This is a genomic window from Janthinobacterium sp. EB271-G4-3-2, assembly GCF_020858035.1.
Classification (GTDB): domain Bacteria; phylum Pseudomonadota; class Gammaproteobacteria; order Burkholderiales; family Burkholderiaceae_D; genus Janthinobacterium; species Janthinobacterium aestuarii.
The window spans coordinates 133,187-157,914 of sequence record NZ_JACYMG010000013.1 but is presented as its reverse complement, the minus strand read 5'-3'; the positions used below and the strand labels follow the sequence as shown (position 1 = coordinate 157,914).

Annotated in this window: 24 protein-coding genes; 17 read left to right on the top strand and 7 right to left on the bottom strand. The window is 64.3% G+C overall.

The genetic code is table 11. The annotated features are described in order from the left end of the window. Positions 1 to 9 precede the first annotated feature (9 nt). From IGS55_RS23570 to IGS55_RS23545, 6 genes are all read right to left on the bottom strand, one after another. Positions 10 to 1,215 (bottom strand): type II secretion system F family protein, encoded by a 1,206-nt coding sequence (locus IGS55_RS23570; RefSeq protein ID WP_230517774.1) that lies wholly within the window; start codon positions 1,213 to 1,215, stop codon positions 10 to 12. After that, positions 1,215 to 2,918, bottom strand: coding sequence for a GspE/PulE family protein (locus tag IGS55_RS23565; protein ID WP_230517775.1), 1,704 nt, complete (start codon positions 2,916 to 2,918; stop codon positions 1,215 to 1,217). Before IGS55_RS23565 ends, IGS55_RS23570 begins: the two co-directional genes overlap by 1 nt. Positions 2,919 to 2,924: 6 nt before the next feature. Further along, positions 2,925 to 4,325, bottom strand: coding sequence for a tetratricopeptide repeat protein (locus IGS55_RS23560; RefSeq protein ID WP_230517776.1), 1,401 nt, complete (start codon positions 4,323 to 4,325; stop codon positions 2,925 to 2,927). Continuing rightward, positions 4,322 to 6,289 (bottom strand): type II secretion system protein GspD, encoded by a 1,968-nt coding sequence (locus tag IGS55_RS23555; protein WP_230517777.1) that lies wholly within the window; start codon positions 6,287 to 6,289, stop codon positions 4,322 to 4,324. Before IGS55_RS23555 ends, IGS55_RS23560 begins: the two co-directional genes overlap by 4 nt. A gap of 107 nt (positions 6,290 to 6,396) precedes the next feature. Next, positions 6,397 to 7,782 (bottom strand): ExeA family protein, encoded by a 1,386-nt coding sequence (locus tag IGS55_RS23550; protein ID WP_230517779.1) that lies wholly within the window; start codon positions 7,780 to 7,782, stop codon positions 6,397 to 6,399. Next, positions 7,779 to 8,576, bottom strand: a complete 798-nt coding sequence (locus IGS55_RS23545; protein ID WP_230517780.1) for an ABC transporter ATP-binding protein — start codon at positions 8,574 to 8,576, stop codon at positions 7,779 to 7,781. Before IGS55_RS23545 ends, IGS55_RS23550 begins: the two co-directional genes overlap by 4 nt. A 144-nt stretch (positions 8,577 to 8,720) precedes the next feature. On the opposite strand from IGS55_RS23545, the gene IGS55_RS23540 reads away from it, so the two are divergent. The 17 genes from IGS55_RS23540 (at position 8,721) to IGS55_RS23460 (ending at position 23,566) form a co-directional block, all read left to right on the top strand. After that, entirely contained in the window at positions 8,721 to 10,424 is a 1,704-nt protein-coding gene (locus IGS55_RS23540; protein WP_230517781.1) for a GspE/PulE family protein, read from the top strand. Position 10,425: 1 nt separating this feature from the next. Then, positions 10,426 to 11,661 carry a type II secretion system F family protein gene (locus IGS55_RS23535; protein WP_070305054.1) on the top strand — a complete coding sequence of 412 codons (1,236 nt, stop codon included), beginning with the start codon at positions 10,426 to 10,428 and terminating at the stop codon, positions 11,659 to 11,661. Further along, complete coding sequence (locus tag IGS55_RS23530; protein WP_230517783.1) at positions 11,661 to 12,167, top strand: type II secretion system protein; 507 nt, start codon at positions 11,661 to 11,663, stop codon at positions 12,165 to 12,167. The genes IGS55_RS23535 and IGS55_RS23530 overlap by 1 nt, the downstream gene beginning before the upstream one ends. Before the next feature lie 76 nt (positions 12,168 to 12,243). Further along, a complete protein-coding gene (locus IGS55_RS27995) occupies positions 12,244 to 12,702 on the top strand; it encodes a type II secretion system protein (protein WP_329958147.1) in 459 nt (152 codons plus the stop codon). Positions 12,703 to 12,860: 158 nt separating this feature from the next. Then, positions 12,861 to 13,400: a pilus assembly FimT family protein gene (locus tag IGS55_RS23520; RefSeq protein WP_268991963.1), complete on the top strand. Its 540-nt coding sequence runs from the start codon at positions 12,861 to 12,863 to the stop codon at positions 13,398 to 13,400. Beyond that, positions 13,390 to 13,947 carry a type IV pilus modification PilV family protein gene (locus IGS55_RS23515; RefSeq protein WP_230517785.1) on the top strand — a complete coding sequence of 186 codons (558 nt, stop codon included), beginning with the start codon at positions 13,390 to 13,392 and terminating at the stop codon, positions 13,945 to 13,947. Before IGS55_RS23520 ends, IGS55_RS23515 begins: the two co-directional genes overlap by 11 nt. After that, a complete protein-coding gene (locus tag IGS55_RS23510; protein WP_230517787.1) occupies positions 13,944 to 14,846 on the top strand; it encodes a prepilin-type N-terminal cleavage/methylation domain-containing protein in 903 nt (300 codons plus the stop codon). Before IGS55_RS23515 ends, IGS55_RS23510 begins: the two co-directional genes overlap by 4 nt. Next, entirely contained in the window at positions 14,843 to 15,295 is a 453-nt protein-coding gene (locus tag IGS55_RS23505; RefSeq protein WP_230517788.1) for an agglutinin biogenesis protein MshP, read from the top strand. The genes IGS55_RS23510 and IGS55_RS23505 overlap by 4 nt, the downstream gene beginning before the upstream one ends. 131 nt (positions 15,296 to 15,426) lie before the next feature. Continuing rightward, positions 15,427 to 16,386 carry an agglutinin biogenesis protein MshI gene (locus IGS55_RS23500; protein ID WP_230517789.1) on the top strand — a complete coding sequence of 320 codons (960 nt, stop codon included), beginning with the start codon at positions 15,427 to 15,429 and terminating at the stop codon, positions 16,384 to 16,386. Then, complete coding sequence (locus IGS55_RS23495) at positions 16,383 to 17,045, top strand: PilN domain-containing protein (protein ID WP_230517790.1); 663 nt, start codon at positions 16,383 to 16,385, stop codon at positions 17,043 to 17,045. The genes IGS55_RS23500 and IGS55_RS23495 overlap by 4 nt, the downstream gene beginning before the upstream one ends. Further along, positions 17,045 to 17,743, top strand: coding sequence for a type II secretion system protein GspM (gspM, locus tag IGS55_RS23490; protein ID WP_230517791.1), 699 nt, complete (start codon positions 17,045 to 17,047; stop codon positions 17,741 to 17,743). Before IGS55_RS23495 ends, gspM begins: the two co-directional genes overlap by 1 nt. Then, positions 17,728 to 18,129: an MSHA biogenesis protein MshK gene (locus IGS55_RS23485; protein WP_230517792.1), complete on the top strand. Its 402-nt coding sequence runs from the start codon at positions 17,728 to 17,730 to the stop codon at positions 18,127 to 18,129. Before gspM ends, IGS55_RS23485 begins: the two co-directional genes overlap by 16 nt. A 38-nt stretch (positions 18,130 to 18,167) precedes the next feature. Continuing rightward, on the top strand, positions 18,168 to 19,958 hold the full coding sequence (mshL, locus tag IGS55_RS23480; protein WP_230517793.1) for a pilus (MSHA type) biogenesis protein MshL: 1,791 nt from the start codon (positions 18,168 to 18,170) through the stop codon (positions 19,956 to 19,958). Then, positions 19,959 to 20,861, top strand: coding sequence for an ExeA family protein (locus tag IGS55_RS23475; protein WP_034755331.1), 903 nt, complete (start codon positions 19,959 to 19,961; stop codon positions 20,859 to 20,861). Between the two features lie 17 nt (positions 20,862 to 20,878). After that, entirely contained in the window at positions 20,879 to 21,949 is a 1,071-nt protein-coding gene (locus tag IGS55_RS23470) for a tetratricopeptide repeat protein (RefSeq protein WP_230517794.1), read from the top strand. 26 nt (positions 21,950 to 21,975) lie between these two features. Further along, positions 21,976 to 22,881 (top strand): alpha/beta hydrolase, encoded by a 906-nt coding sequence (locus tag IGS55_RS23465; RefSeq protein ID WP_230517795.1) that lies wholly within the window; start codon positions 21,976 to 21,978, stop codon positions 22,879 to 22,881. Positions 22,882 to 23,071: 190 nt separating this feature from the next. Continuing rightward, on the top strand, positions 23,072 to 23,566 hold the full coding sequence (locus tag IGS55_RS23460) for a nuclear transport factor 2 family protein (protein ID WP_230517796.1): 495 nt from the start codon (positions 23,072 to 23,074) through the stop codon (positions 23,564 to 23,566). Positions 23,567 to 23,596: 30 nt separating this feature from the next. On the opposite strand, the gene IGS55_RS23455 is transcribed toward IGS55_RS23460, so the two are convergent. After that, the gene (locus IGS55_RS23455) at positions 23,597 to 24,700 is read right to left on the bottom strand and encodes an HD-GYP domain-containing protein (protein ID WP_230517797.1); all 1,104 of its coding nucleotides are present in this window, start codon (positions 24,698 to 24,700) and stop codon (positions 23,597 to 23,599) included. Positions 24,701 to 24,728: the final 28 nt, after the last annotated feature.

Below are 24,728 nucleotides of genomic sequence, written 5' to 3'. Positions count from 1 at the left end.
TCTCGGGTCTCAAGTTTTAATCGTGCTGATGGTGTCGTAGATCGGCCCCAGCACCGACAGCATGATCCAGCCCAGCAGCAGGCCCAGGATGACCGTCATGGTCGGCTCGATCATGGCTTGCACTTTTTCAATCAATTCCTTCACTTCGCGGTTGTAAAAGTAACTGACATTGCGCAAGGCCGTGTCCAGCGAGCCCGTGGCCTCGCCCACCTTCAGCATGCGGATCACCAGCGGCGGGAAGATGCCCGTGTGCTGGAAGGCGGCCGTCACGCCATGCCCCTCGCTGATCAGCTGGGCGGCGCGGCGCAGGCCGGCCGCCACCACCTGGTTGCCGGCGATGCCTTCGGACAGGCGGATGCATTCGAGTATCGTGATGCCGGAAGCATACATCAGGGCGAAAAACGTGGCGAAGCGGGCCAGGATGATCTTGTGCAGCACGGGTCCGACCAGCCACAGCCGCAGCTTCAAGCCGTCCCAGGCATAGCGGGCCGCCTCGCTGCGGCGGATGAGCGCGCGCAGCCCGAAGAACAGCAGCACGGGCAAGGCCAGCAGCACATACCAGTATGCGATGAAGACATTCGACACGGCAATCAGCACGCGCGTGTGCAGCGGCAGCTCGCCGCCCATGTTGCGAATGAACGCCGTCAGCTGGGGCACCAGATAAATCATCAGGAAAAACGTCACGGCCGCCACGACGATGGCGACGATGACCGGGTACATGATGATCTTGCGCGTTTGCGACGCCAGCTCGTCCTGCCATTTCAGACTTTCGGAGAGGTTCTTGAAGACTTCGGCGATCTTGCCGCTCTGTTCACCCGCCAGTATCAGGCTGGTGAACGTGGCGTCGAAGATGTCGCCATGCTGGGCCAGCGCGCCCGACAGGGGCAGGCCGCCCTCGATGCTTTCGATCAGATCCGTGACGACTTCGCGCAGGCGTGGGTGGTCCGTGCTTTCGCGCAAGTCGTTCAAACCGTCCAGAATGGGGACGCCCGCGCCCGTCAATTGCTCCATGTGGAAGCAGAAATTGATCAGATCGCGGCGGTGGATGACCCGCTTGCCCAGCAGCACCAGATACTGGCCCGTGATCTTGCAGTCGATCAAGTCGAGCTGCATGCGGTGCAGGCGCGCTTCCAGATCCGGCACGTTGGCCGCCTCCATGCTGCCGGGAATCAATGTGCCGGCGGCATCCATGGCGCGGTAGACATATTGCGCCATCAGGCCAGCCTTTCCGTCAGGTCGACCACGCGGCCCACTTCTTCCAGGGTGGTGACGCCTTCCATCACGCGGCGCATGCCGTCGTCGACGAGGCCCTTGAAGCCGGCCGTGCGCGCCGCGTTCTTCAATTCGCGGCTACTGGCGCGGCGGGCCGTCAATTCATCGAGTTCGGCCGTCATCTTGAGGATTTCCATGATGGCCAGGCGGCCCTTGTAACCTTGATGCGCGCAGCGCTCGCAGCCGACGGCGCGGCAGATGGACACGGGAGCATCGTCTATTGCCAGGCCCAGCAGGCGTCGCTCGACGTCGTCGGCGATCGCGGTTTCCTTGCAATGCGGACACAATCGACGCACGAGGCGCTGCGCCACGATGCCGATGATGTTGCCGGCCATGATGTCGGGCAGGATGCCGATATCGAGCAGGCGCGAGATGGAGCCGATGGACGAGTTCGTGTGCAGGGTGGAATACACCTGGTGGCCCGTCATGGCGGCGGCAAAGGCCATTTCCGCCGTTTCGCGGTCGCGGATCTCGCCAACCAAGATGATGTCCGGGTCTTGCCGCATCATCGAGCGGATGCCGTCGGCAAAGCCCAGCTTGACGGATTCGTTGACGGAGGTCTGGCGTATCATGTTCATCGGATACTCGACCGGGTCCTCCAGCGTCATGATGTTGACGCTTTCCGTATTGATGTGATTGATGATCGAATACAGGGTCGTGGTCTTGCCGCTGCCCGTCGGGCCCGTCACGAGGATCACGCCGTCGGGCCGCGCGATCATCAGTTTCAGCAAGTTCAGTTCCGCCTCGGCCAGGCCCAGGGCATCGAGCGGCACGATGCCTTTCTGGCGGTCCAGCACGCGCAGCACGAAGTTTTCGCCATGCGTGGTGGGCTGCGCCGAGGCGCGAAAGTCGATTTGTCGCCCGGAAAACTTGATGCTGATGCGTCCATCCTGCGGCGCGCGCGCCTCGGCGATATTCATGTTCGACATCACCTTCAGGCGCACGGCCATGGCCGGCCAGTACGATTTGTGCAGGCTGCGGATTTGCCGCAGGATGCCATCGATGCGGTAGCGGATGCGCAGGAACGACTGTTCCGGTTCGAAATGGATGTCCGAGGCGCCGTTTTGCACGGCATCGGCCAGCAGCGCATCGATCAGGCGCACCATGGGCTGGCTGTACTCGTCCGACGGCGAGGCCATGCTTTGATAGCTGACTTCGCCCGTTTCGATTTCGTGCAGGATGCCGTCGATCGACAATTCAAAGCCATAGTACTGGTCGATGGCGCGCGAAATATCGGACTCGTTGACGAGCACTGTGGAAATCGTGATGCCTTTGACCAGCATGGCGCTGATCTGGTCGAGCGCGACGATGTTGCTGGTGTCGGCCATGGCCAGGATCAGATTGTCCGCCTGCCGTTCATACACGATGGGGAACACGCGGTAGCGCTTGGCGACGTCCTTCGGGATCAGTTTCAGGGCGATGGCGTCGACCACCAGGCTCGACAAGTCCGCGCTGACCTGTTTCAGGTTTTCGCTGAGCGCCTCGCGCACGGTCGCTTCCGTAACGAAACCCAGGGTGATCAGCAGCTTGCCCAGCGGTTCGCTGCTGCGCCGCTGCTCGATCAGGGCGATGCGCAGCTGGTCTTCGCTGATCACGCCTTTCTGGATCAGCAATTTGCCCAGCGGAAGTTTTGCCTGTTCTGCCATTAATGCTTATTCCTGACGGGGGGGGATGGTGGCCGGCTCGGCCGCGGGTGCCGCCGCCGGCGCGGGGGCCGCCAGTTCGCGCAAGCGCGTTTGCACGACGGCCTGGTCGAACGCGGCCGGCGTGGTGTGCGCCAGGGTCAAGGCGCGCTGGTAATAGGTGGCGGCCAGTTTCGGCTGGTTCAGCCGGTCCAGGCCCACGGCCAGGTTGAAGGCGTAATCGGGATTGCCGGGCGCGGCGCTGTAGGCGCGGAAAAATTGCTGCTGCGCTTCATTCCAGCGGCGCTGCTTGGCGTACACATTGCCCAGGGCAAACAGCACGGGGCCGCTGTCGGGGGTACGCGCCAGGATGGCTTTCAGTTTTGCCTCGCTCTGCACGACGTCGCCCTGGCGCAGGCCGATCAGGCCGGCCAGCGCTACGCCATCATCGGGATTGATTTCCAGCAAACGCACGTACAGCGACGCCGCCTGAGCGCCCTGGTTTTCGCGCTGGGCCACGGCAGCCAGGCCCAGCAAGGCGTCGCGGTTGTTGGCGTCCTGCCGCAGCACGCTTTCATATTGCTGGCGTGCCGCGCCCAGCTGGCCTCCGTTAAAGGCCTGGTAGGCTTGCTGCACGCCGGGGTTGATCTGCGGCGCCGTATCGTTGCGTACAACCTGGATCTGGCTGTTGTCGGGCGCGGCCACCGGTGGCAGGCTGGGCGGCGCAGGCGGCTGCAGTTGCGCCAGCTGGGCGGCCACGGCCGCTTGCGCGGCGGCCTGTATCATCGCCTGCTGTTCCGCCGCGCCGGCCGGCTGGCGCTGTTCGCGCGGCATGTCCTGCGGCAACGGTGCGGGGGCATCCGGCAGGACGCCGCCGGCCCCGGGCAACACCACGATGGGACCGGCAACGCCGGCCGTGCCCGGGGCGTCCGTCAGCGGCATGGGCACGCCGGGCAGGTTGGCGCCCGCGCCGGGGCTGCTGCTGGCGCGCCAGTACCAGTAGGCCATGGAACCCGCCACCAGCAGCAGGATCGCCAGCAGCACGGCCAGGCGCACGGTGGCCGGGTCGACGCTGATGGGACCGGTGGGACCTTTCGGCGGCGGATTGCTGCGGCTGGCGCGCGGCTTGGCGGGCGGCGGTTCCGGACGGGCGCGCGGTGGCTCGGGGGGCGGGCCGGCTTGCGGAGCGGGCTGGACGCTGCTCGGCTCGGGCTGCGGCGCGGGAGCGTCCGTCAGCGGTTCCAGGCGCAAGGTGCTTGCCGGCTGCACGGGCGATGGCGCAACTGGCGCCGGACGGGGCGGCAGGGCGTCGGCCGGCGCCAGTTCCAGCACCTGGTCGTAGGCTTCGGACGGCTTTTCCAGTTCCTCGTCGGAAAGGCTGTTCTGCTTGGCGCGCTCGGCTTTCTTGAGCGCCTGCATCAGCAAGCTCATGGGACGTCTCCCTGCAGGCGCGCCTGCGGCTGGACGGCGGGCGCCGGCGGGCCATCCGTGTACGGCTGGCTGTTGAGCTGCGCCTGGCCGGGCAGCAGATAACGGTAATCGCGGTAATCGCCCTCGACGCTGGCATCCTTGACCACGACGGGGCGCATGAAGATCACCAGTTCCGTCTTGCTGCTTGCCTCGTTACGATAGGTAAACAAATTGCCGACCAGGGGCAGGCTGGACAGGCCGGGCACGCCATCCTTGGCATTGTCGACGGAGTCCTGCATCAGGCCGCCCATCACGGCGATCTGGCCATTGCCCACTTTCATGATCGATTCCAGCTCGCGCGCCTGGATCACGGGCACGCGGCTGATCACGGCTGCCAGGGCCGGATTCGGGTCTTGCACGTAGCCGACGATGCGCGTGATGGTGGGGCGCACATTCAAGGTCACTTCGTCGCTCTCGGAAATCTGCGGCGTGACGCTCATGACGAAGCCGACGGGCACCGTTTCCAGTTTCGACTCATACGTTGCCGGCGTGGTGATGGTGCCCGTGGAGCTGATCACGGCGGGCGTCACCTTGATGGTGAAGAAGACATTGTTGTCGACCACCTTCAGCATGGCCGTTTGATTGTTGAGCACGCTGATCTTCGGACTGGACAGTACTTTCACCTTGCCGAACGATTCGAGCAGCTGGATGGTCGTGCTGAAACTGTCCTTCAGATAATTGAGCACGAAGATGCCGGGCGTGGCGCCGGGCGTGACGCCGCTGCTGAGCGCCTGGGTGCCCACTTGCTTCTGCGTCAGGCTCAGGCTGCCCGTCAGGCGCGACCAGTTGATGCCTTGCTGGTATTCATTGCTCAGGCGCACTTCGATGATGGTTGCCTCGATGAGCACCTGGCGCTTGGCGCTGTGCAATACCGCATCGAGGAATTCGGCGATCTTTTCATGCTGCCGCCCCGTGGCCCGCACGGCGATCAAGCCGCCTTCCACGTTGACGACGACGGACGAGGGACTGCCCTTGTTGGCCAGTTTCAGCAGCGGCATGCCGTTCGCGTCGAGCGGCTGGGACGGGGGCGCGTTGGCGTTGCCCTGCTGCTGGCCTGGCGCATACTGGCCGCCGGTCTGCATCGGCGCCTGGCTGCCATATTGATTGCCGGCCTGATTTTGCTGCTGGCCAGGCTGGCCTTGCTGCCCCTGCTGCCCTTGTTGTCCCTGCTGCCCTTGCTGTCCTTGTTGACCGGGCATGCTCGTCAATTGCTGGTTCAGCTGCGCCAGCGGGTCCACCTGCACGTCGTTGAGCGTGGTCTCGCGCAGCAGGTCGCGGATATTCTTTTCCAGGCTGTACCAGAAATTATTTTCCGAACGATTGACGACCAGGGTGGTCGAGTTGTTGTTGCCGCCGCTGCCGCTGGCGCCGCCTTGCGTGCCGCCGACGGGGTTGCTGGCGCTGTTCGACCCGCCGCCCGCCGTGGAAATTTGTGTGGCGATATTCACGCTGCTGTTGGTGCTGCGCGCCATGTTGACGTAATCGACCTTGTAATTGCGCCATACGGGCGCATCGGGCAGCACCGTCAGGTTCTTGCCATCGATTTCGTAGCGCATATCGACTTGCTTGCCGATACGCGTCAGCAGTTGCGGCAGGGTCTGGTTCAGCGCATTCAGGGTGACGCTGCCTTCGATCTGCGGGTGGATGTCGACATTCATTCCCGCGTCGCGCGCCAGCGCAAACAGCAGCGATTGCACGGGCACCTTGTGCACGGTGACGCTGTAGGTTTCCACTTTGGGCGCAGGCAGGGGCGCGGCCAGCGCGCTGCTTTGCTGCACCGGTTCGGGAATGCCGCCGACTGGGCGGGGAGGGGCATTGATGTGGGCAGGCGACAGCGGCGTTTGATGCGTGGCGCAGCCGGACAGCACGGTGCCGCAGGCGAGGGCGACCCAGGAGGCCAGCACAGGAATAGGGTGTTGATTCATGAAAAGTTCGCCCTTTGAGTCGTGTTGTGCTTTTGCAATTTTACCCAGCATGATCGCTTAAAAGCAATCGGCTATGCGGGCCCCGGAGGCAATATACCGAAATAAAGTCAGGGGGCGCCACGCCCCGTGTGTGCCGGTGCCGTGGCATTAATTTCCGTGCGGATACTGCCTATGTCATTCAGCAATATTTTCTGTGACGACGTTGGGGCCAGTCTGGCCCAAACGGCTTCGGCGCTGGCCCGGTCGGCGAAGCTGCCGTAGACGATGTCCAGGCGCCCGGCGGCGCTCGCGGACGCCGCGCCAGGCAGGCGAAACACGTGGAGGTCGCGCAAGCCGATGGCTTGCTGCGCCTGCTGCAGGAAAGTTTCCGCCGCGGCCGTTTCCGTGGCGGGCAAGCTGGTGATGTGCAGCACCAGTTGCCGCGGTCCTTGCCGTGCCAGCCAGTCGCGCGATTCGGCCAGCTTGCTGTCGAGCAGCGTCGACGGCGTTGGCGGCGGCGCGCGCGGGACCGCTGCCAGGGCCGGGATCGCCGCTCTCGTCCCCGGCGTCAGCCATTGCCACAGCAGCGCAGCGGCCAGCAGCAGCATCAGTGCGCTCAAGGCGCCCGCCACCAGCTTGCCCGCATGCCAGGGCGGGCGGTGAAATGGGCTGTCGGCAATGGCCAGGCGCACGTGGCGCGCGCCGATTTCCTGCGCATCGTCCGCAAACGCGGCCAGCAAGGCCTTGTCGGCCAGGATATTGATCCTGCGTACGATGCCTTGCGCCGCACGCGCCAGCCGGCGCAGCGCGGCCGGTGTGAAAATGAGCGGCGCCGTGCGGCCGGCGGCGGCCAGGCGGCAGGCCAGATAATCGTTCAGCAACGCTTGCGGCAGGCGCGGCACGGTGAAACTGTGGGTGATGCGCTCCTTCAATTGGCGGAACTGGGGCAAGTCCAGCGTGTGCTGCAATTCCGGCTGGCCAAACAGGACGATCTGCAGCAGCTTGTGGCTGGCCGTTTCCAGGTTCGTCAGCAGGCGCAGCGCTTCCAGGGTGGCGCCCGGCATGGCTTGCGCTTCTTCGGCCAGCAGCACCACCTGGCGCCCCGCCGCATGCCGGGCGATCAGCTCGCCATGCAGGGCGCGCAGCACGGCATCGGCGCGGCAGTCGTCCAGTTCCAGGCCCAGTTCGGCGGCGATGGCGTGCAGGACTTCGTCCGGCTCCAGGCGGGGATTGAGCAAATACAGCACGTCGACCTGTGGCGGCAGGCGCTCGGCCAGCATACGGCACAGCATGGTCTTGCCGCTGCCTACTTCGCCCGTCAGCTTGATGATGCCTTCGCCTTGCGTGACGGCATACAGCAGCGCATCGAGCAGTTCGCCTCGTGTATTGCCCGTATAAAAGAAGGCCGGGTCCGGCGTGATGCCGAACGGCGCCGTGCGCAAGCCGAAATGGCGCAGATACATGCCGTGCGGCGATGGCGCGTAGTGGCTGGAAACCTGCGTGTCGGCGTTCATGTCGCGATGCAATTGAGGAAGGCCTGCTCCAGGCTGGCGTCTTCCGCGCCGCCATGGCGGGCGCGGCATTCGGCGGGCGTGCCCGTAAATACGATGCGGCCCGCATGCAGGATGGCCATGCGGTCGCACAATTCTTCCACGTCGGCCAGCGCATGCGAAGTGAGCAGGGCGCCGCGGCCCTGCGCCCGCGCTTGCCGCAGCACTTGCTTGAACTGCGCGCGCGCTTTCGGGTCGAGTCCGCTCATCGGTTCATCGAGCACCAGTTGCCGCTTGCCCGACAGCAGGCAGGCGGCCAGCCCCAGTTTCTGCATCATGCCTTTCGAATATGCGCGCGCGGGGCGCAGCAGGGCGTCCGGCGCCAAGTCCAGCGCATCCAGGGCTTGCCGCACGGCTTGCGCATCGGGGTGTGCATCGTGCAGGCGCGACAGGTAGCGCAGGAAGTCGCCGCCCGTCAGGTAATAAGGCGCCTGGAAACGTTCCGGCAGAAACGACAGCGGCTGGCGCGCCGCGCCGTGCCGGTGCGGCTGGCCGAAGATGGCGATGTCGCCACGCTCCGGTGTGCAAAAGTCCAGCAGGCATTTCAGCAGGCTTGTCTTGCCCGCGCCATTCACGCCGACCAGGCCGAACAGTTCGCCCGCGCGCACCCGCAGGTCGACGCCGCGCAGCACGGCGCTGCCCGCCAGTTGCAGATGCACGTTGTGGAACTCGATGGCGCAGGCATTCATAGGGGCAATGGTCGGCAGGGAAGGCGGTGAACGACCGCCATTATTGCCATGGGCGCAGGTGGGCGGCAAGCGTTTCCTTGCAGTGTGTTGAAATGCGCAAAAATCAAACGTTGGAATGTATTTTCTTTAAGAAACAACAGGTTCTGGAATAAAATACCCCCGCGCGCCGCTGGCGTGTATCGTCTGTGGAATTTGTTTGTCGAGGAGCATGCAATGGCAAGGCCAGAGAAAGTCCGGCTCGGTGAAATTTTGGTGCAGCAGAAATTGCTGACGGAAGAACAGTTGGGCCAGGCCTTGACGGAACAGAAGCGTTCGGGACGCAAGCTGGGCCGCGTTTTTGTCGAGCACGGCTTCGTCACGGAAGAGCAGATTTCGGGCGCGCTGGCGCGCCAGCTCGACATTCCCTACATCAACCTGAAGTTTTTCAACATCAATCCCGAACTGGTGCGGCTGCTGCCGGAAACCCAGGCGCGCCGTTTCCGCGCGCTGGTGCTGGAAGACCGCCGCGAAGGCTTGCTGGTCGGCATGTCCGATCCCACCGACCTGTTCGCGTACGATGAAATTTCCCGCCTGGTCAAGCGCCAGATCGAACTGGCTGTCGTCAATGAAACGGAGGTGCTGGCCGCCATCGACCGCATCTACCGCCGCACGGAAGATATTTCGACCCTGACGCGCGAGCTGGAGCAGGACCTGGGCGACGTGTCCGTCGACTTCGGCGCGCTGGCCGCCAATCCGGGCCTGGAAGAGGCGCCCATCGTCAAGCTGCTGCAATCCGTGTTCGAGGATGCCACGCAGGTGCGCGCTTCGGACATCCACATCGAGCCGCAGGAAGGCCGGCTGCAGATCCGTTTCCGCATCGACGGCGTGCTGCACCTGCAGACGGAAGCGGACAGCAAGATCGCCAGTTCGCTGGCGCTGCGTCTGAAACTGATGTCGGACCTCGATATTTCCGAGAAGCGCCTGCCGCAGGATGGCCGTTTCGCCATCCGCGTGAAAAACCAGCGCATCGACGTGCGTATTTCCACCATGCCCACGCAGTATGGCGAATCGGTCGTGATGCGCTTGCTGAATCAGGGCGGCACGACCTTGCGCCTGGACGCCATCGGCATGCCGCCTGCGCTGGTGGCGCAGTTCCGCGCCATCGTCAGCCGCCCGAACGGCCTCGTGCTGGTGACGGGGCCGACCGGCAGCGGCAAGACGACGACCTTGTATTGCGCCTTGTCCGAACTCAATTCGGTGGAAAAAAAGCTCATCACGGTGGAAGACCCCGTCGAGTACCGCTTGCCCGGCATTAACCAGGTGCAAGTGAACGACAAGATCGAGCTGAACTTTGCCAGGGTGCTGCGCTCGGCCTTGCGGCAAGATCCCGACATTGTGCTCGTCGGCGAGATGCGCGACCAGGAAACGGCGCAAATCGGCCTGCGCGCCGCCATGACGGGTCACTTGGTGCTGTCGACCCTGCATACGAACGACGCCATCAGCACGCCGCTGCGCCTGATGGACATGGGCGTGCCCCGCTACATGGTGGGCAGCTCGCTGCAAGCCGTGCTGGCGCAGCGCCTGGTGCGCGTGATCTGCGAAAGCTGCAGCACGCCGTACCAGCCCACGCCGAACGAATACGAATGGCTGCGCCTGGAACTGGGCGAGCTGGTCGAGCGCAACCAGTATTTCCACGGCAAGGGCTGTTCGCATTGCAACGGCATGGGTTACCGGGGCCGCACGGGCGTGTACGAATTGCTGGAAATCACGCGCGCCGTGGCCGACGCCGCCAACCATGCCGACCCGTCGCACTTCATGAAGGTGGCGACGGCGCAGATGGCGGGCGAAACCTTGCGCCGCCACGCCGTGCAGCTGGTGGTACAGGGCCGCACGACGGTGATGGAAGCGATGCGCATCAGCAACCAGAGCGAGGATTGAGGTGCCGTTTTTCTCCTACAAGGCACGTAGCGCCAGCGGCGAACTGCTGACCGGCGTGATGGAAGGCGCAGACAGCGGCGCCGTGGCCGACCAGTTGATGGCGGGCGGCAGCACGCCCGTCGATATCAGCGCGACGAAACAGACGGTGACGAAGGCCGGCGCCAACCAGCTGGGCTGGTGGGCCAGGCTGACCGAGAAAAAAGTCACGCCCATGGACGTGCAGCTGTTCAGCCGCCAGCTGTACACCCTGCTCAAGGCGGGCGTGCCCATCATGCGCGGCCTGGCCGGCTTGCAGGAGTCCGCCATCAGCCCCGCGTTCGGACGCATCATCAAGGATGTGCGCGAATCGCTCGACGCGGGCCGCGAACTGTCGGCCGCCATGGCGCGCCATCCCACGATCTTCACGCCGTTTTACTTGTCGATGGTGCGCGTGGGCGAAATGACGGGGCGCCTCGACGAAGTGTTTTTGCGCCTGTTCAACCACCTGGAATTCGACCGCGACATGCGCGCGCGCGTGAAAACGGCGACGCGCTACCCGACCTTCGTCGTCTTCGCCATGCTCGCCGCCATGATCGTGGTGAATATCTTCGTCATTCCCCAGTTCGAGAAGGTATTCGCCAGCTTCCACGCGGAACTGCCCCTGATGACGCGCATCCTGATCGGCACCTCGCGCTTCACGGTGACGTACTGGCCCATCCTGCTGATGCTGGGCGTGGGCGGCTTTTTCGGCTGGCGCGCCTGGCTGCGCACGAAAGAGGGTTTATATAAATGGGACCGCGCCAAGCTGCGCCTGCCGATCGCCGGCAAGATCATCCTGAAGGGCACGATGGCCCGCTTTGCGCGCAGTTTCGCCTTGTCGAGCACGAGCGGCGTGCCCATCGTGCAGGCACTGACGGTGGTGTCGCAAACGGTCGACAATACTTACCTGAGCGCGCGCGTGGAGCAGATGCGCGACGGCGTCGAACGGGGCGAAAGCATCTTGCGCACCTCGGTGGCGGCCGGCGTCTTCACGCCCGTGGTGCTGCAGATGATCGCCGTGGGCGAGGAATCCGGTTCGCTCGACGACCTGATGGACGAGATCGCGGACATGTACGAACGCGAAGTCGACTATGAATTGAAGACCCTGTCGGCGCAGATCGAGCCGATCTTGATCGTCTTCCTCGGTGCCATGGTGCTGGTGCTGGCGCTGGGCATCTTCCTGCCGATCTGGGATCTGGGCCGGGCGGCCCTGCACTGATGGCACAACCGTTCCGCCAGCGCGGTTTCACCCTGTTCGAGCTGGCGGTGGTGGCGGGCGTGTTCGCCATCCTGGTGGCGGTATTGTTGAACCGGGTCGGCTATTACCAGCAGCAGGCGCAGCAGGTGGCCGTGGCGCAGATGCTCGGTATCTTGCGCACGAGCTTGCGGGTGCAGGTGCTGCAGCTGTACCTGGCCGACCAGCGCGCAAAGATGCCGGCGCTGGCGCGGCAAAACCCGTTCGACTGGCTGGCCGACAAGCCAGCCAACTATCTGGGCGAGTTCGCGCAGCCGGACCTTGCAAAATTACCAGCGGGGAATTGGTTGTACGACAAAAAAGAACAAAAAATTATCTATTTGTTTAGTAATGGCAATATTTTTCCGACTACAAGGGTTGATTCAGTGAAATTTAATGTAACCTTGCCGGGTGCGGATGCCGATCTTGGCAAGCTCGCCCGGGAGCCCGATATCGTGGTGTGGAAATCGCCGGACCCGGCAGCCAACTGACGCGCTTTCTGGTCCGGTGCGGCGACAGTTTCATGGCGTTGGTTTTGATGTTTTTATTTGATTTTGGAGAGCAAGAATGAACAAGTCTTTACGTAGTATGAAAAGCGGCGCCCAGGCAGGTTTTACCCTGATCGAACTGATCGTCGTCATCGTGATCCTCGGCATCCTGGCGGCGACGGCGATTCCTAAATTTATCGACATGTCGACTGATGCGCGCATTGCCAAGATGAATGCGGCGGTAGGCGCCATGAAGGCAGGTGCGGCGCTGTACCATGCGCAGTGGCTGGTCAAGGGTTCCGTCGATACGCCGAAGGTGCAGATGGAAGGCAAGGAGATCGAGGGTGCATTTGGCTACCCGACAACTGCCGGTATTATCGAGGCGGCTGGCTTGACCGATCCTGATTACAAGTTTTCCGGTGGTGTAGTGACGCCTGATGCAACGCGTACAGGGTGCAAGGTTACCTATGTCGCCCCTACTGCTGCAGGTGGAGCACCGATCATTACGCCCGCTCTGGCGACTGCAGATTGTAAATAATTTGTACTGACTTGCAAGGATGACCAGGTAATACTCGGCCTTCCTTGCGCACCACCAGCCCAACCCCAGGCGCCAGCCCGTTGGGCTTTTTTACGGGCCATCCATTGCAGCAGCCACCGACAGTTTTTCCGCATCGTCAAGCAGGGCCGCCAGGCCGCCTGCGGCGTTCGGCTGCGCGCGGCTTCACCTTGATCGAGCTGGTGGCCGTGCTGGTGCTGGCGGGCTTGCTGGCGACCTTTGCCGTCAACCGGTTTTTCCAGCGCGACACGTTCGACGCGCGCGGTTTTGCCGACCAGGTGACGAATATCGTGCGCTACGGGCAAAAGCTGGCGGTGGCGCAAAACCGTGCCGTGTTTGTCAGCATCGATACCAATAAGGTGGCCCTGTGCTTCGACGCCGGCTGCAGCGATGCGCAGAAGGTGGTGCCGCCGACGGGCAGCAACAGCGGCAGCAAGGAGACGCTGCAGCATTGCCTGGCTAGCAATTGGCTGTGCGAAGGCCGTCCTTCCGGCGTTACCATGTCCACCGATCCCGTCAAGTCGGCAAGTTTTTATTTCGACGCGCTGGGCCAGCCGTATGCGCTGGCCAATGTGTTTCCTGACGCATCGACCTTCCCGGGCCCGCTGCAAATCAGCATCCAGAGCAACGGCCTGACGCGTACCGTCACGGTTGAGGGGGAGACCGGCTATGTCCATTAGCCAGCATCGCCGGCGTGAACGTGGCGTGACCCTGATCGAACTGGTGCTGTTCATCGTCATCGTCGGCCTGGCTTCGGCCGCCATCCTGGGCGTGATGAGCCTGACGACGCAACACAGCGCCGACCCGCAGCTGCGCAAGCAGGCGCTGGCGATTGCCGAAAGCATGCTGGAAGAAATCCAGTTGGCGCGATTTACCTATTGCGATCCGCAAGACCCTGCCGCGGAAACGGCCGCCAACCCCGCCGGCTGCGCCATCCCGGAAGTGGCCGGACAAGAGGCGGGCGGCGCGGGGCGTCCTTTCGACAACGTCAACGATTACGTGGGCGCGTATGGCGCGGCCACGGCTTACACGACGGATGCGCAGGGCGCCGTCTGGGCCGCCGGCTCCCCCCAGGCATATGTTGCATCGGTAACGATCACTCCCGTAGCCCTGAATGGCTTGCCTGCCACGGAAGGCCTGCGTATCCAGGTGGTCGTGCCGTATGCCGACCAGCAGGTCGTGCTCGACGGCTATCGCGTGCGCTATGCGCCGAACAGTATTCCATGAAAAATTTCCTCAACGCCCAGCGCCGTTCGCGCGGCTTTACCCTCGTCGAGATGGTCATCGTGATCGTCATCACGGGCATCATCGGCGCCATGGTCGCCGTCTTCATCCGTGTGCCGGTGCAAGGCTATATCGACACCACCGCGCGCGCGGCGCTGGCCGACACGGCCGATACGGCGGCGCGCCGCCTGACGCGCGACGTGCGCCTGGCCCTGCCCAACAGCGTGCGCGTGACGGGCGGCGGCCAGTTCCTGGAATTGCTGCTGACGAAGACGGGCGGGCGCTACCTGAGCGACAGCGATCCGGCCGGCCTGGGCACTGTGCTGAGTTTCGATACTCCTCCCGCCGCCGGCGTTCCGGCGAGTTTCACCGTCGTCGGCGCCATGCCCGCCAATGGGCTGGGCGCGCGCCAGGCGATCAGCGTGGGCGACCAGATCGTCGTCTACAACCTGGGCGGAGCTTACGCGCCGAACAATGCCTATTTCTGCAGCGCGGCAAACGGCTGCAACCGCGCGCCCGTGACGGGCGTGGCCGGCAGTGTCGTCACGCTCGGCAGCTATCCTTTCACGACGGCGCCCGCGCCGCTGCCGTCGCCGTCGAACCGTTTCCAGGTGGTGTCGACGCCCGTCACCTATGCCTGCAATCTGACGGACGGCACCTTGACCCGTTACGACGGCTATGTGATCCAGGCTGCCCAGCCGGCTGTGGAAGGCACCGCGCCGCTGGAGGCGAAGAAAGGAGCCCTGCTGGCGCGCCAGGTGACGGCGTGCGCTTTCAGCTATACGGTGCTGGCCAATGTGCAGCGGGGCCTGGTGAATATCAGCCTGAGCCTGGGCGCGGCGAACAGCAATACGGGCGTGCTGCGCCTGGTGCAACAGGTGCAGGCGAGGAATACGCCATGACGCGCTTGCTGCGCCACCGCGCGCGCCGCATGCGCGGTTTCAGCCTCGTCACGGCCATTTTCCTGCTCGTGGTGCTGGCCGCGCTGGCGGCCGTGATGGTGAATATGTCCACCTTCCAGCAGACGGAATCGGCGCTGGACGTGCAGGGCGTGCGCGCCGAGCAGGCCGCCCGCGCCGGCCTTGAATGGGGTTTGCAGCGGCAGATCCGCGCCGGCCTGACCGCCGGTGCGGCGTGCATCGGCGCCACCACGTTCAGTTTGCCACCTGGCACGACCCTGTCGGCGTTCAGCGTCAGCGTGCAATGCAACACGGCCACGGGGCCCGGCACCTTGGCCAGCTGGACCATCACGGCCACCGCTTGCAACCAGCCTGGGCCTGCCGGCTGCCCGAACGCGGGCAATAACCCCGATTACGTCCAGCGCCGCCTGCAAGCCGTGTTGTCGCAGTAAGGTCAACTGCGTGAAAAAAAGATCGCTAATTTATTGTTTTTACACAATAAAGTTGGCTTCATGAATTAAAATTGGCTGGATGCATTAACTGCGCGACAAGATCGGGCAGGCACTTACACTGGATAGTTCGCATGGGTTTATTCGCAAGAGCAAAGAAGTACGATGGCTGGCTGGCCACGGCGTTCGGCCGCGAGGGCGTCAGCGCTGTCGTTGTCGAGCGTCCCGCCGGCGGCATGCCGCGCGTGCTGCGTGCCAGCTATCAGGCGGCCGCACGGCCGGCGCCGGCCGAGGTGCTGGAAAAACTGGGCAAGGAACTGCAGGCCCCATCGCGCCACTGCACCAGCGTGCTGGCCGGCGGCGAATACCAGCTGCTGTCGCTGGAAGCGCCGGCCGTGCCGCGCGAGGAGTTGAAGACGGCCGTGGGCTGGCGCCTGAAGGACATGCTGGACTTTCCCCTGGCCGACGCCACCATCGACGTGTTCGACATTCCCGGCGATCCGAACGGCACCCAGCGGGGCAGCAGCGTGTTTGCCGTCGCCGCGCGCAACAGCGCCGTGTCGCGGCGCCAGGCGCAGTACGCCGAATGCAAGGTCGGCCTGTCCGTGATCGATATCCCCGAAATGGCGCAGCGGAATATCGCCACCTTGCTGGAAACGCCGGGACGCGGCATCGCCGTGCTGTTTTTCGATGGCGACGGCGGCTTGCTGACCATGAGTTTCAATGGCGAGCTGTACCAGGCGCGCCGCATCGATGTGACCCTGGCGCAATTGCAGTCGCCCGATGCCAGCCAGTACTACGATCGCGTCACCTTGGAACTGCAGCGCTCGTTCGACCACTTCGACCGCCAGTTCCACTTCATTTCGCTCTCGCGCCTGATGCTGATGACGGGCGCCAGCGATGGCTTGCACGCCTACCTGGCGGACAATCTCTACATGCCCGTCGAGCAGCTGGACCTGGCCGCCGTGCTGGACTTGTCGCAGGCCGCCGAATTGCGCGACCCCGCCATGCAGGCGCGCTACTTCCTGGCCATCGGCGCGGCCTTGCGCGAGCTTGGCCCGCACCCGGGCAAGCATGAAGGGAAGGGCGCATGAGCCAGCAGATCAATCTGTTCAATCCCCGGTTTGAACTGAAAAAACACCATATGTCGGCGAGCACGGCCGGCCTGGGCCTGAGCGCGCTGGCGCTCGTCTTGCTGGTCCTGGGCGTGCTGGCCGGGCAGGCAATGGCCGGCCTGGAACAGCGCGAAGCGGGCGTCAAGGCGGCGCTGGCGCAAGTCGAGGCGAAGCGCGACCAGATTTTGCGCGATTACCCGCCACGCAAGAAAGATCCGGCCCTGGCGCAGGAACTGGCCGCCGTCGAGGCGCAGCGCCAGTTGCTGCAAGACGCGGCTAGCATGCTGGACAGCGGCAAGCTGGGCAATACTCTCGGCTATGCCGGCTATTTTCGCGCGCTGGCGCAGGCCAGGGTCGAAGGCGTATGGCTGACGGGCGTGGACATCGCCGGCGCCGGCAATGACTTCGGCTTGCAGGGCCGCGCCTTGCACGCGTCGCTGCTGCCCGCGTACATCACGCGCCTGGGCCAGCAGGAAGTACTCAAAGGCAAGAGCTTCGCCAGCCTCGACATCAGCCAGCCCGAGCAGCCGGCCGTGGCCGAGGGCAAGGCGGCCAGCCTGCCTTACGTCGCGTTCAGCCTGCGGTCGGCGGAGCGTGCCGCCACGCCGCCCAAACCTGTTGCGGGAGGAACACGCTGATGCTGCCCTTGCTGAAAAAATGGGCCGCCGCCTTCGACGCCCTCAGCCTGCGCGAGCGGCTGATGGTGTTTGGCGCCGCTGCGGCCGCCATCCTGTTCGTATTTTATTTCATGAGCCTCAATCCCTTGCTGGCGAAGCACGCAGCGCTGGAAGCGAGCATTGCGCAAAAGCAAAGCCTGTTGACCGCGACGAACAAGGAAATCGAGCTGACCATGCTCGCCCATGCCACCGATCCCGACAAGGAAGCGCGCGCGCGCCTGCTGGCCCTGCAGGCGGAAACGGCATCCCTGGCGCAGGCGCTGCGCGAGAAGCAGCATGGCCTGGTGGCGCCCGAGCGCATGGTTACCTTGCTTGAGCACCTGCTGCGCCGGCACGCGGGATTGCGCCTGGTGTCGCTGAAAACCTTGCCCGGCAGCGCAGTCGGCGCACATCAGGCTGAAACCGCGAACGGCGATGCGGCGGCCAAGGCGGATGCCGCCAAGGCGCCGGCCCCGGCGCCGTTGCTGCACCAGCATGGCGTGGAAGTGGTGCTGCAAGGCAGCTATGCGGACATGCTGCAATACATGCAGGCGCTGCAAGCGATGCCGACGCGCGTCTTCTGGGGCGCCGCCCACCTCGATGCGGCCACTTACCCAAGCGCCACCCTGACCCTGACTTTACATACCCTCAGCATGGACGACACATGGATCGCACTCTGACCTTTGGTCCCGCGCTGCTGGCGCCTTTGCTCATGCTGAACCTGGCATGGCCGGGCGCGCAGGCGCAGGCGCTCGACGATCCGACGCGTCCGCCCGCGGCCCTGTGGGCGCCCGCCAGCGCCGCGCCCGTCGTTGCGGCCCGGCCTCAGCTGCAATCGGTGCTCATTTCCACCCAGCCGGGCGGACGCCGCCTGGCCGTCATCGATGGCCAGACGGTCAAGGTTGGCAGCAAGGTGGGCGACGCCGTGGTGACGGAAATCCACGACACGGCAGTGCTGTTGCGGCGTGGCAAATCACTGGAAACCTTCAAGCTGTACCCGAGCAGCAAGACCGATAACAAGGCCGATCGCAAGACCGATAGCAAGACCGGCAGCAAGCAGGAGTAGAAGAAGTGGCCAAGCAACTCAATCAACACAAGGCGAGCATGTTCAAGATCAGTACGATGGCGGCTGTCATCAGCGTCAGCCTGGGCCTGGGCGGCTGCAATGTCGCGCCCGTCAAGCGCGACACCTACAATGCGATCACCGATGCCGTCAAGGGCGCGGCGGCCACCACGGCGCCAGCGGCCCAGCCCGATGCCGTGGAAGCGGCGCTGCTGCCGCCCGTGGCGGCCCTGGCCCAGCAATTGCCAAAGGCCCGCGCCGCGCTCGACGAGCGCTTCAACGTGGCTTTCAACAATGTGCCGGCGCGCCAGTTCTTCACTTCCATCGTGGCCGGCACGCGCTACAACATGCTGGTCCATCCCGACATCGGCGGCACGATTTCCGCCAACCTGAAGGACGTGACCCTGTTCCAGGCGCTCGACGCCGTGCGCGAACTGTATGGCTACGATTACAAGGTCGAGGGCACGCAGATCTACATCAAGCCCTTGACCATGCAGACGCGTCTGTTCCACGTCAATTACCTGACGGGCGCGCGCCGCGGCAGTTCGAACTTGCGCGTCTCGTCGACGTCCGTGGGTTCGGTGGGCTCGACCAATTCGGGCGGTTCGGGCAGCAATAACAGCCAGGGCAATAACCAGGGCAACAACCAGAATAACGAGCAGAACCAGCAAACCAATGGCGGCCAGGGCGGCCGCACCCTGGACAGCAGCAACCTGACCACCTCGTCCACGGCAGATTTCTGGCCGGAATTGAGAGCGGCGCTGGAAGCTATCGTCGGCAGCACCGAAGGCGGGCGGCAAGTGGTGCTGAGTCCGCAGTCGGGCGTGATCGTCATCCGCGCCATGCCGGAAGAGTTGCGCAATGTCGACATGTACCTGAAGGCCACGCAATTGTCCGTCGACCGCCAGGTCATCCTGGAAGCGAAAATCCTCGAAGTCGAGCTCAACGACAACACGCAGACGGGCATCAACTGGGCCTCGTTCGCCTCGATCAAGAGCGGTCACACGAACCGCATCTCGACCGGCTTCATCCAGCCGGGCGGCACCCTGGCGCCGCTGCCGTTCAACGGCGGCCAGCCGCCCAACATGACCACCGGCAATGGCTTGACGGCCAGCAGCGGCTTTGGCCTCAGTTCGGCGGCGACCTCGGCCGGTTCCATGTTCGGCCTGGCTTTCCAGACAGCCAATTTCGCCGCCATGATTTCCTTCCTGGAATCGCAAGGCTCCGTGCACGTGCTGTCGAGTCCGCGTATCGCCACCATGAACAACCAGAAGGCCGTGCTGAAGATCGGCACGGACGAGTTTTACGTGACGGGCGTGTCGACCACCACCAACACCACGGCCAGCGGCGCCACCACCAGCCCCAACGTGACCTTGCAACCGTTCTTTTCCGGCGTGGTGCTGGACGTGACGCCGCAGATCGATGCGGACGGCAACATCATCCTGCACGTGCATCCGTCCGTCAGCCAGGTGTCGACCATCAGCAAGGAGATCGACCTGGGCAGCGCCGGTTCGCTGAAACTGCCGCTGGCCGCCTCGAGCACGTCCGAAATGGACAGCATGGTGCGCAGCCAGGATGGCCGCATCGTCGCCATCGGCGGCCTGATGCGCCAGGCTACGACGGCGGACCGCTCGCAAGTGCCGGGCGCGGGCGATCTTCCAGTGCTGGGTGCGCTGTTCCGCAACACGGGGCAGGTGATCCAGAAGCGCGAGCTGGTGGTGCTGATCAAGCCGACCATCGTCGATGGCGCCAACAGCTGGAACGAGGACTTGCTCGATTCGGGCAAGCGCATCGAGGCGCTCGACCCGCGCCGACCGTCGGAGCGGCGCTAAATGTACCAGGCCCATTTCGGCTTGCGCGAGGCGCCGTTCGGCCTCACGCCCGATACCAGTTTCTTCTTCAACGGCCCGCAGTCGCAAAAGGCGCTCAATACCTTGCTGGTGGCGGCGCGCAATGGCGAGGGCTTCATCAAGATCACTGGCGAAGTGGGTACCGGCAAGACTTTTCTTTGCCGCAAGTTCATGCAATCGCTGGGGCCGGATTTCGTCACGGCCTACATCCCGAATCCGAACTTGCCGCCCCGTTCGCTGATCCTGGCGCTGGCGGACGACCTCGATGTATTGCTGGAGAAAGATGCTGATCAGCATCAGTTGCTCAAGTCCCTCAACCTGCGCCTGCTCAACCTGGCGGCGCAGGGCAAGCGCGTGCTGCTGTGCCTGGACGAAGCGCAGGCGATTCCCGTCGACAGCCTCGAAGCGCTGCGCCTGCTGACGAATCTGGAAACGGAAAAGCGCAAGCTGCTGCAAATCGTGCTGTTCGGCCAGCCGGAACTCGACGTCAAGCTGGCCCTGCCGGAAATCCGCCAGCTGGCACAGCGCATCACCTTTCACTACCACCTGGGTCCCTTGTCGCGCGACGACGTGGATTTCTATGTGGCGCACCGCCTGCGCGTGGCCGGCTTCGATGGTGCGCGCCTGTTCAGCCGTGGCGGCGTGCGCAAGCTGTACCAGGCTTCCGGCGGCATCCCGCGCCTGATCAACATCATGGCGCACAAGGCGCTGATGGTGGCGTATGGCGAAGGCCGGCAGCAGGTGAGCGGCCGCCACGTGGCGCTGGCCGCCAGCGATACCCTGGCCAGCAAGCCGCGCTTCTGGCAAAAGCCCTGGCCATGGCTGGCCGGCGCCGGCGTGCTGGCCGCCGCCTGCGGCGTGAGCTGGACTTTATTGAACCGATGACGAAGATGAGCCTGTAGATGAGCCTGATTAACAAGATGTTGCAAGACCTCGATGCGCGCGGCACCCCCGATGGACGCGGCGACGCGGCCGGCATCCGCTCCGTGCCCGAACGCGAGCGGGGCCTGCCGCGCGCGCTCGTCTTCGGCGGCGCTGCCGGCCTGACGGCCGCCGCCATCGCCCTGGGCTGGGTCTACCTGAAGCGCCCGGCCGTGCCGCCCATGCTGGTCAATGTGGCCAGTACGCCTGGTCTGGCTCCGGCACCGGCGCCGGTGCCTGTCGTTGCACCGGCTCCCGTGGTGACGGCACCAGTTGCGCCCGTCGTGGCGGCGGAACCCGAGCCCGTGTTCCAGGCCGAGGAAGTTACCCCCGCGCCAGCCAAGGCGCGGCCCGCCGAATTGCGCCGCATCGCGGAAAAAGCCGCCAAGCCTGCCGCTGGGCCCGTGGTAAAAACGCCGGCACCGGCCGCCAGCGAGCGCATCATCGACGGCAAGCACGTCACTGCGCAGCAGCGCGTGGAGAATGAATACCGGCGCGCGCTGGCCCAGTTGCAGGATGGCCGCGTCTCCGAAGCGTTGCCCGGTTTGCAGCAGACCCTGCAGCTGGACCCGCGCCACCAGGGCGCGCGCGAAACCCTGGTGCGTCTGCTGCTCGAAGCGCAGCGCCCCGACGAGGCGGCCCGCCAGTTGCAGCTGAGCCTGGCATTGGACCCGAAACAGCCGGCGCAAGCGATGATGCTGGCCCGTCTGCAGCTGGACAAGGCCAACGGCGGCGCGGCCGCCCTCGAAACTCTCACGCGCAGCTTGCCGTACGCGACCGACAACGGCGAATACCACGCCTTCCTGGCCGGCGTGCTGCAGCGCGAGCAGCGCTACCGCGAAGCATCGGAACATTATCAGCAGGCCCTGCAGACGGCGCCCGACAACAGCGTCTGGTGGATGGGCCTGGGCATCGCCTTGCAAGCGGACAACCACCCAGCCCAGGCGCGCCAGGCGTTCGAGCGGGCCAAGGGCTTGCAAACCCTGTCGCCGCAATTGCACGCGTTTGTCGAGCGCAAGCTGGTGCAGCTGACGGCGGCTGCGGCGAAGTAACGTTTACCTCCATGAAAGAGACCATCTTGAAGCCTTTCAGTCTGCTCGTCGTCCTTTGCTGTCTGGCCAGCAGCGTGCTGGCCGCCCCCGCCGGCACGCCTGCCAGCTACGTTCTTGAGAATACGGAAGTGCGCGACATCCGTGCGCAAGCCCTGAAACGCGATTACCAGCTCTATGTCGCCTTGCCCGATTCCTATCGGCAGGGGAATAAACGCTACCCGGTGCTGTTCGTCGTCGACGCCAATTACTCGTTCGCCATCGTGCGCAATATCGCGCAGCGCCTGAACAAGCATGCGGGGATGGAAGAAGTCGTGGTGGTCGGCCTGTCGTACGCCAACGGCGATGGCGGGGTGTACAGCCGCCGCCGCGACTACACGCCCACCACGCCGCGCAAGCACGATTACCGCTCGGACATGCCGGGGCGCCAACCGGCGTTCGGCGAAGCGAAGGCGTATGGCCAGTTCATCTCGGGCGAGGTGTTTCCCTTTATCGCCAGTAACTATCGCGTGAACATGCAGCGCAAGGTCTTCATCGGCCATTCCTACGGCAGCCTGCTGGGTCTGCAATTTTTGCTGACGGAACCACGCACTTTCGAGCACTACATCCTCGGCAGCCCGTCGCTGTGGTACGACGCCGGCGTCATGTTCGACCGCGAGCAGGCGTATGCCGCCAGCCACAAGGACTTGCCCGCGTCCGTGTTCTTCGGCATCGGCGGCCTGGAAAAGCTGGCGGCTGGCAAGAAGCGTTCGCGTTTGGAGGAAGAGGCCGACATGCTGGCCGACTTGCGCGAGTTCGATGGCAAGCTGAAATCGCACAAGTACCCGGGCCTGAAGACGCGCTTGCGCGTGTTCGAGGATGAAGACCATGCGAGCGTGTTTCCCTTTGTCCTGACGCATGGATTGCGGGCCTACCTGAAGTCGCCGGGCAAATAATTGGCAGCATCCCGTCCGGGCGGCAAGCCTGCGATGGGGGCGCTAAAACGGCGTTTCAGCACCCCGATCAAGCCGCCTGTCGCAATGGCAGGCGGCAGAAAACGGCGGCGGGTTAGCATACATGTGGATATCCGCGTCATGGCTATCCACAGGCGAGCGTTCGATCCTGAGGAGGCCAGGCAGAGATCGGATGCTTCTCAATGACCTCGATCAGGATGACATACGCATGAAATTATATCTTTCACACATTTTTACGACCTGCCTGCTGGGCGCCTTGGGCGCGATGGGTGGCGCGCAGGCGGCTCCCGCCGACGCCGAACTGCTGGCCCTGGCGCAGCGCCATGCGCAGGCCCAGAGCAGCTTCGATCAAGCCACATTGAAAGCCATTACGGCCGAGAATTATGTGGAAATATCGCCGGTCGGCGAGGTGGACGGGCGTGAAAAAATGCTCTCCTTCTATGCGCCGGAGCAGAAGCGGCCGAGCCCTCAAGTTCAGGTCGATGAGCCGGTGGTGCGTATTTTTGGCGATACGGCGCTCATCTCGGCACGGCTGTCCTACCGCGTCAACCAGGAAGGAACTGCCCGCACCTTCGCCATGCGCGCCGGGTATGTCGCCCAGCTTGTCGACAAGCAATGGCTGCTCGTCAGCGCACAGTACACGGGCATCCGTCCGCCGAAACCGTGAAATAACATTGTGCGGGGCTGGCCAGCCAGACTACAGCCGCGCCTCATCCCCCCACACATGCCGCATGCTGAAGCGTACGCCCGCATCATCTTCGTGCAGCGACGAAACGATGGCGAACTGGCTGTCGCCCGTGTCGCGCGGCGTCATTTGCGATAGCTGGGCGGCGGCCAGCGGCGCGCCCAGCGGGTCGCTGAGTGGATGCACGTGGCCGGCGCCCCGTTGCGTGACGACGCCCAGTTCGCCGCTGCGCAGGCGCACCAGAGTGCCCGGTGGATATTTTCCCAGCAGGTTGACGAACTGTTCTCCCAGCAGCGGATCGATGGGCACGCCCTGGTCGAGGAAGATGTGCCGCAGCGCCTGGTCGGGCACGATGGAGCGCCGGTAGTTGCGCGCGGAAACGCGGGCGCAATAGCGGTCCGCCAGGCCGATCAGCTTGGCATTTTGCAGGATTTCATCGGCCGTGCGCCCCTGCGGGTAGCCGCTGCCGTCGTCGTTTTCATGGTGCAGCAGCACACAACTGAGCCACTCCTCGTCGTCGACACCGGCGCAACGCAACAGTTCCGTGCTTTCCTGTGGATGCTGGCGCACGATGCGCATTTCTTCGTCATTCAGGGGGCCGCGCCGGTCCTGGAAGCTGTCGTGGTGGCGCAGCATGCCCACGTTCATCGTCAGCGCGGCCGCGCCGATCAACAATAATTCATCGTGGGACTTGTGCATGCTGCGTCCCACCAGCATGGCCAGCAAGGCCGTTTCGATGCAGTGGCGCACGGCGTAGCTGCCGGCGATCTGGTTGAGCAGGATGCTGGCCAGGGCGATATCGGCATCGTGTTCGAGCGCGCGCAGCAGTTCGCGGGCGATGTCGCGCACGTCGCGCTCGGCATTGTTTTCGCTGCGCAAGGCCAGCAGCAAGCGTTCCAGGCGCTGCGCCGCTTCGTTGAGCAGACGCAAGACGGACGGCTGGTCCGGTGCGCCCACGTACAGGCCCAGCTGCATTAGCCGCCCCAGCTGCGCGCCATCCGTGATGATCTGGCCCTTGCGCAATTGCGGGCCGGCGCTGTGGTCGGCCAGAAACAGATCCCAGGGCAGGGGTTCGCCGGGAACCAGGTCGGCCGGGCCGATGCGACGCTTTACCATCTGTCATCCTTTGCCCCGCCGCAGCGAA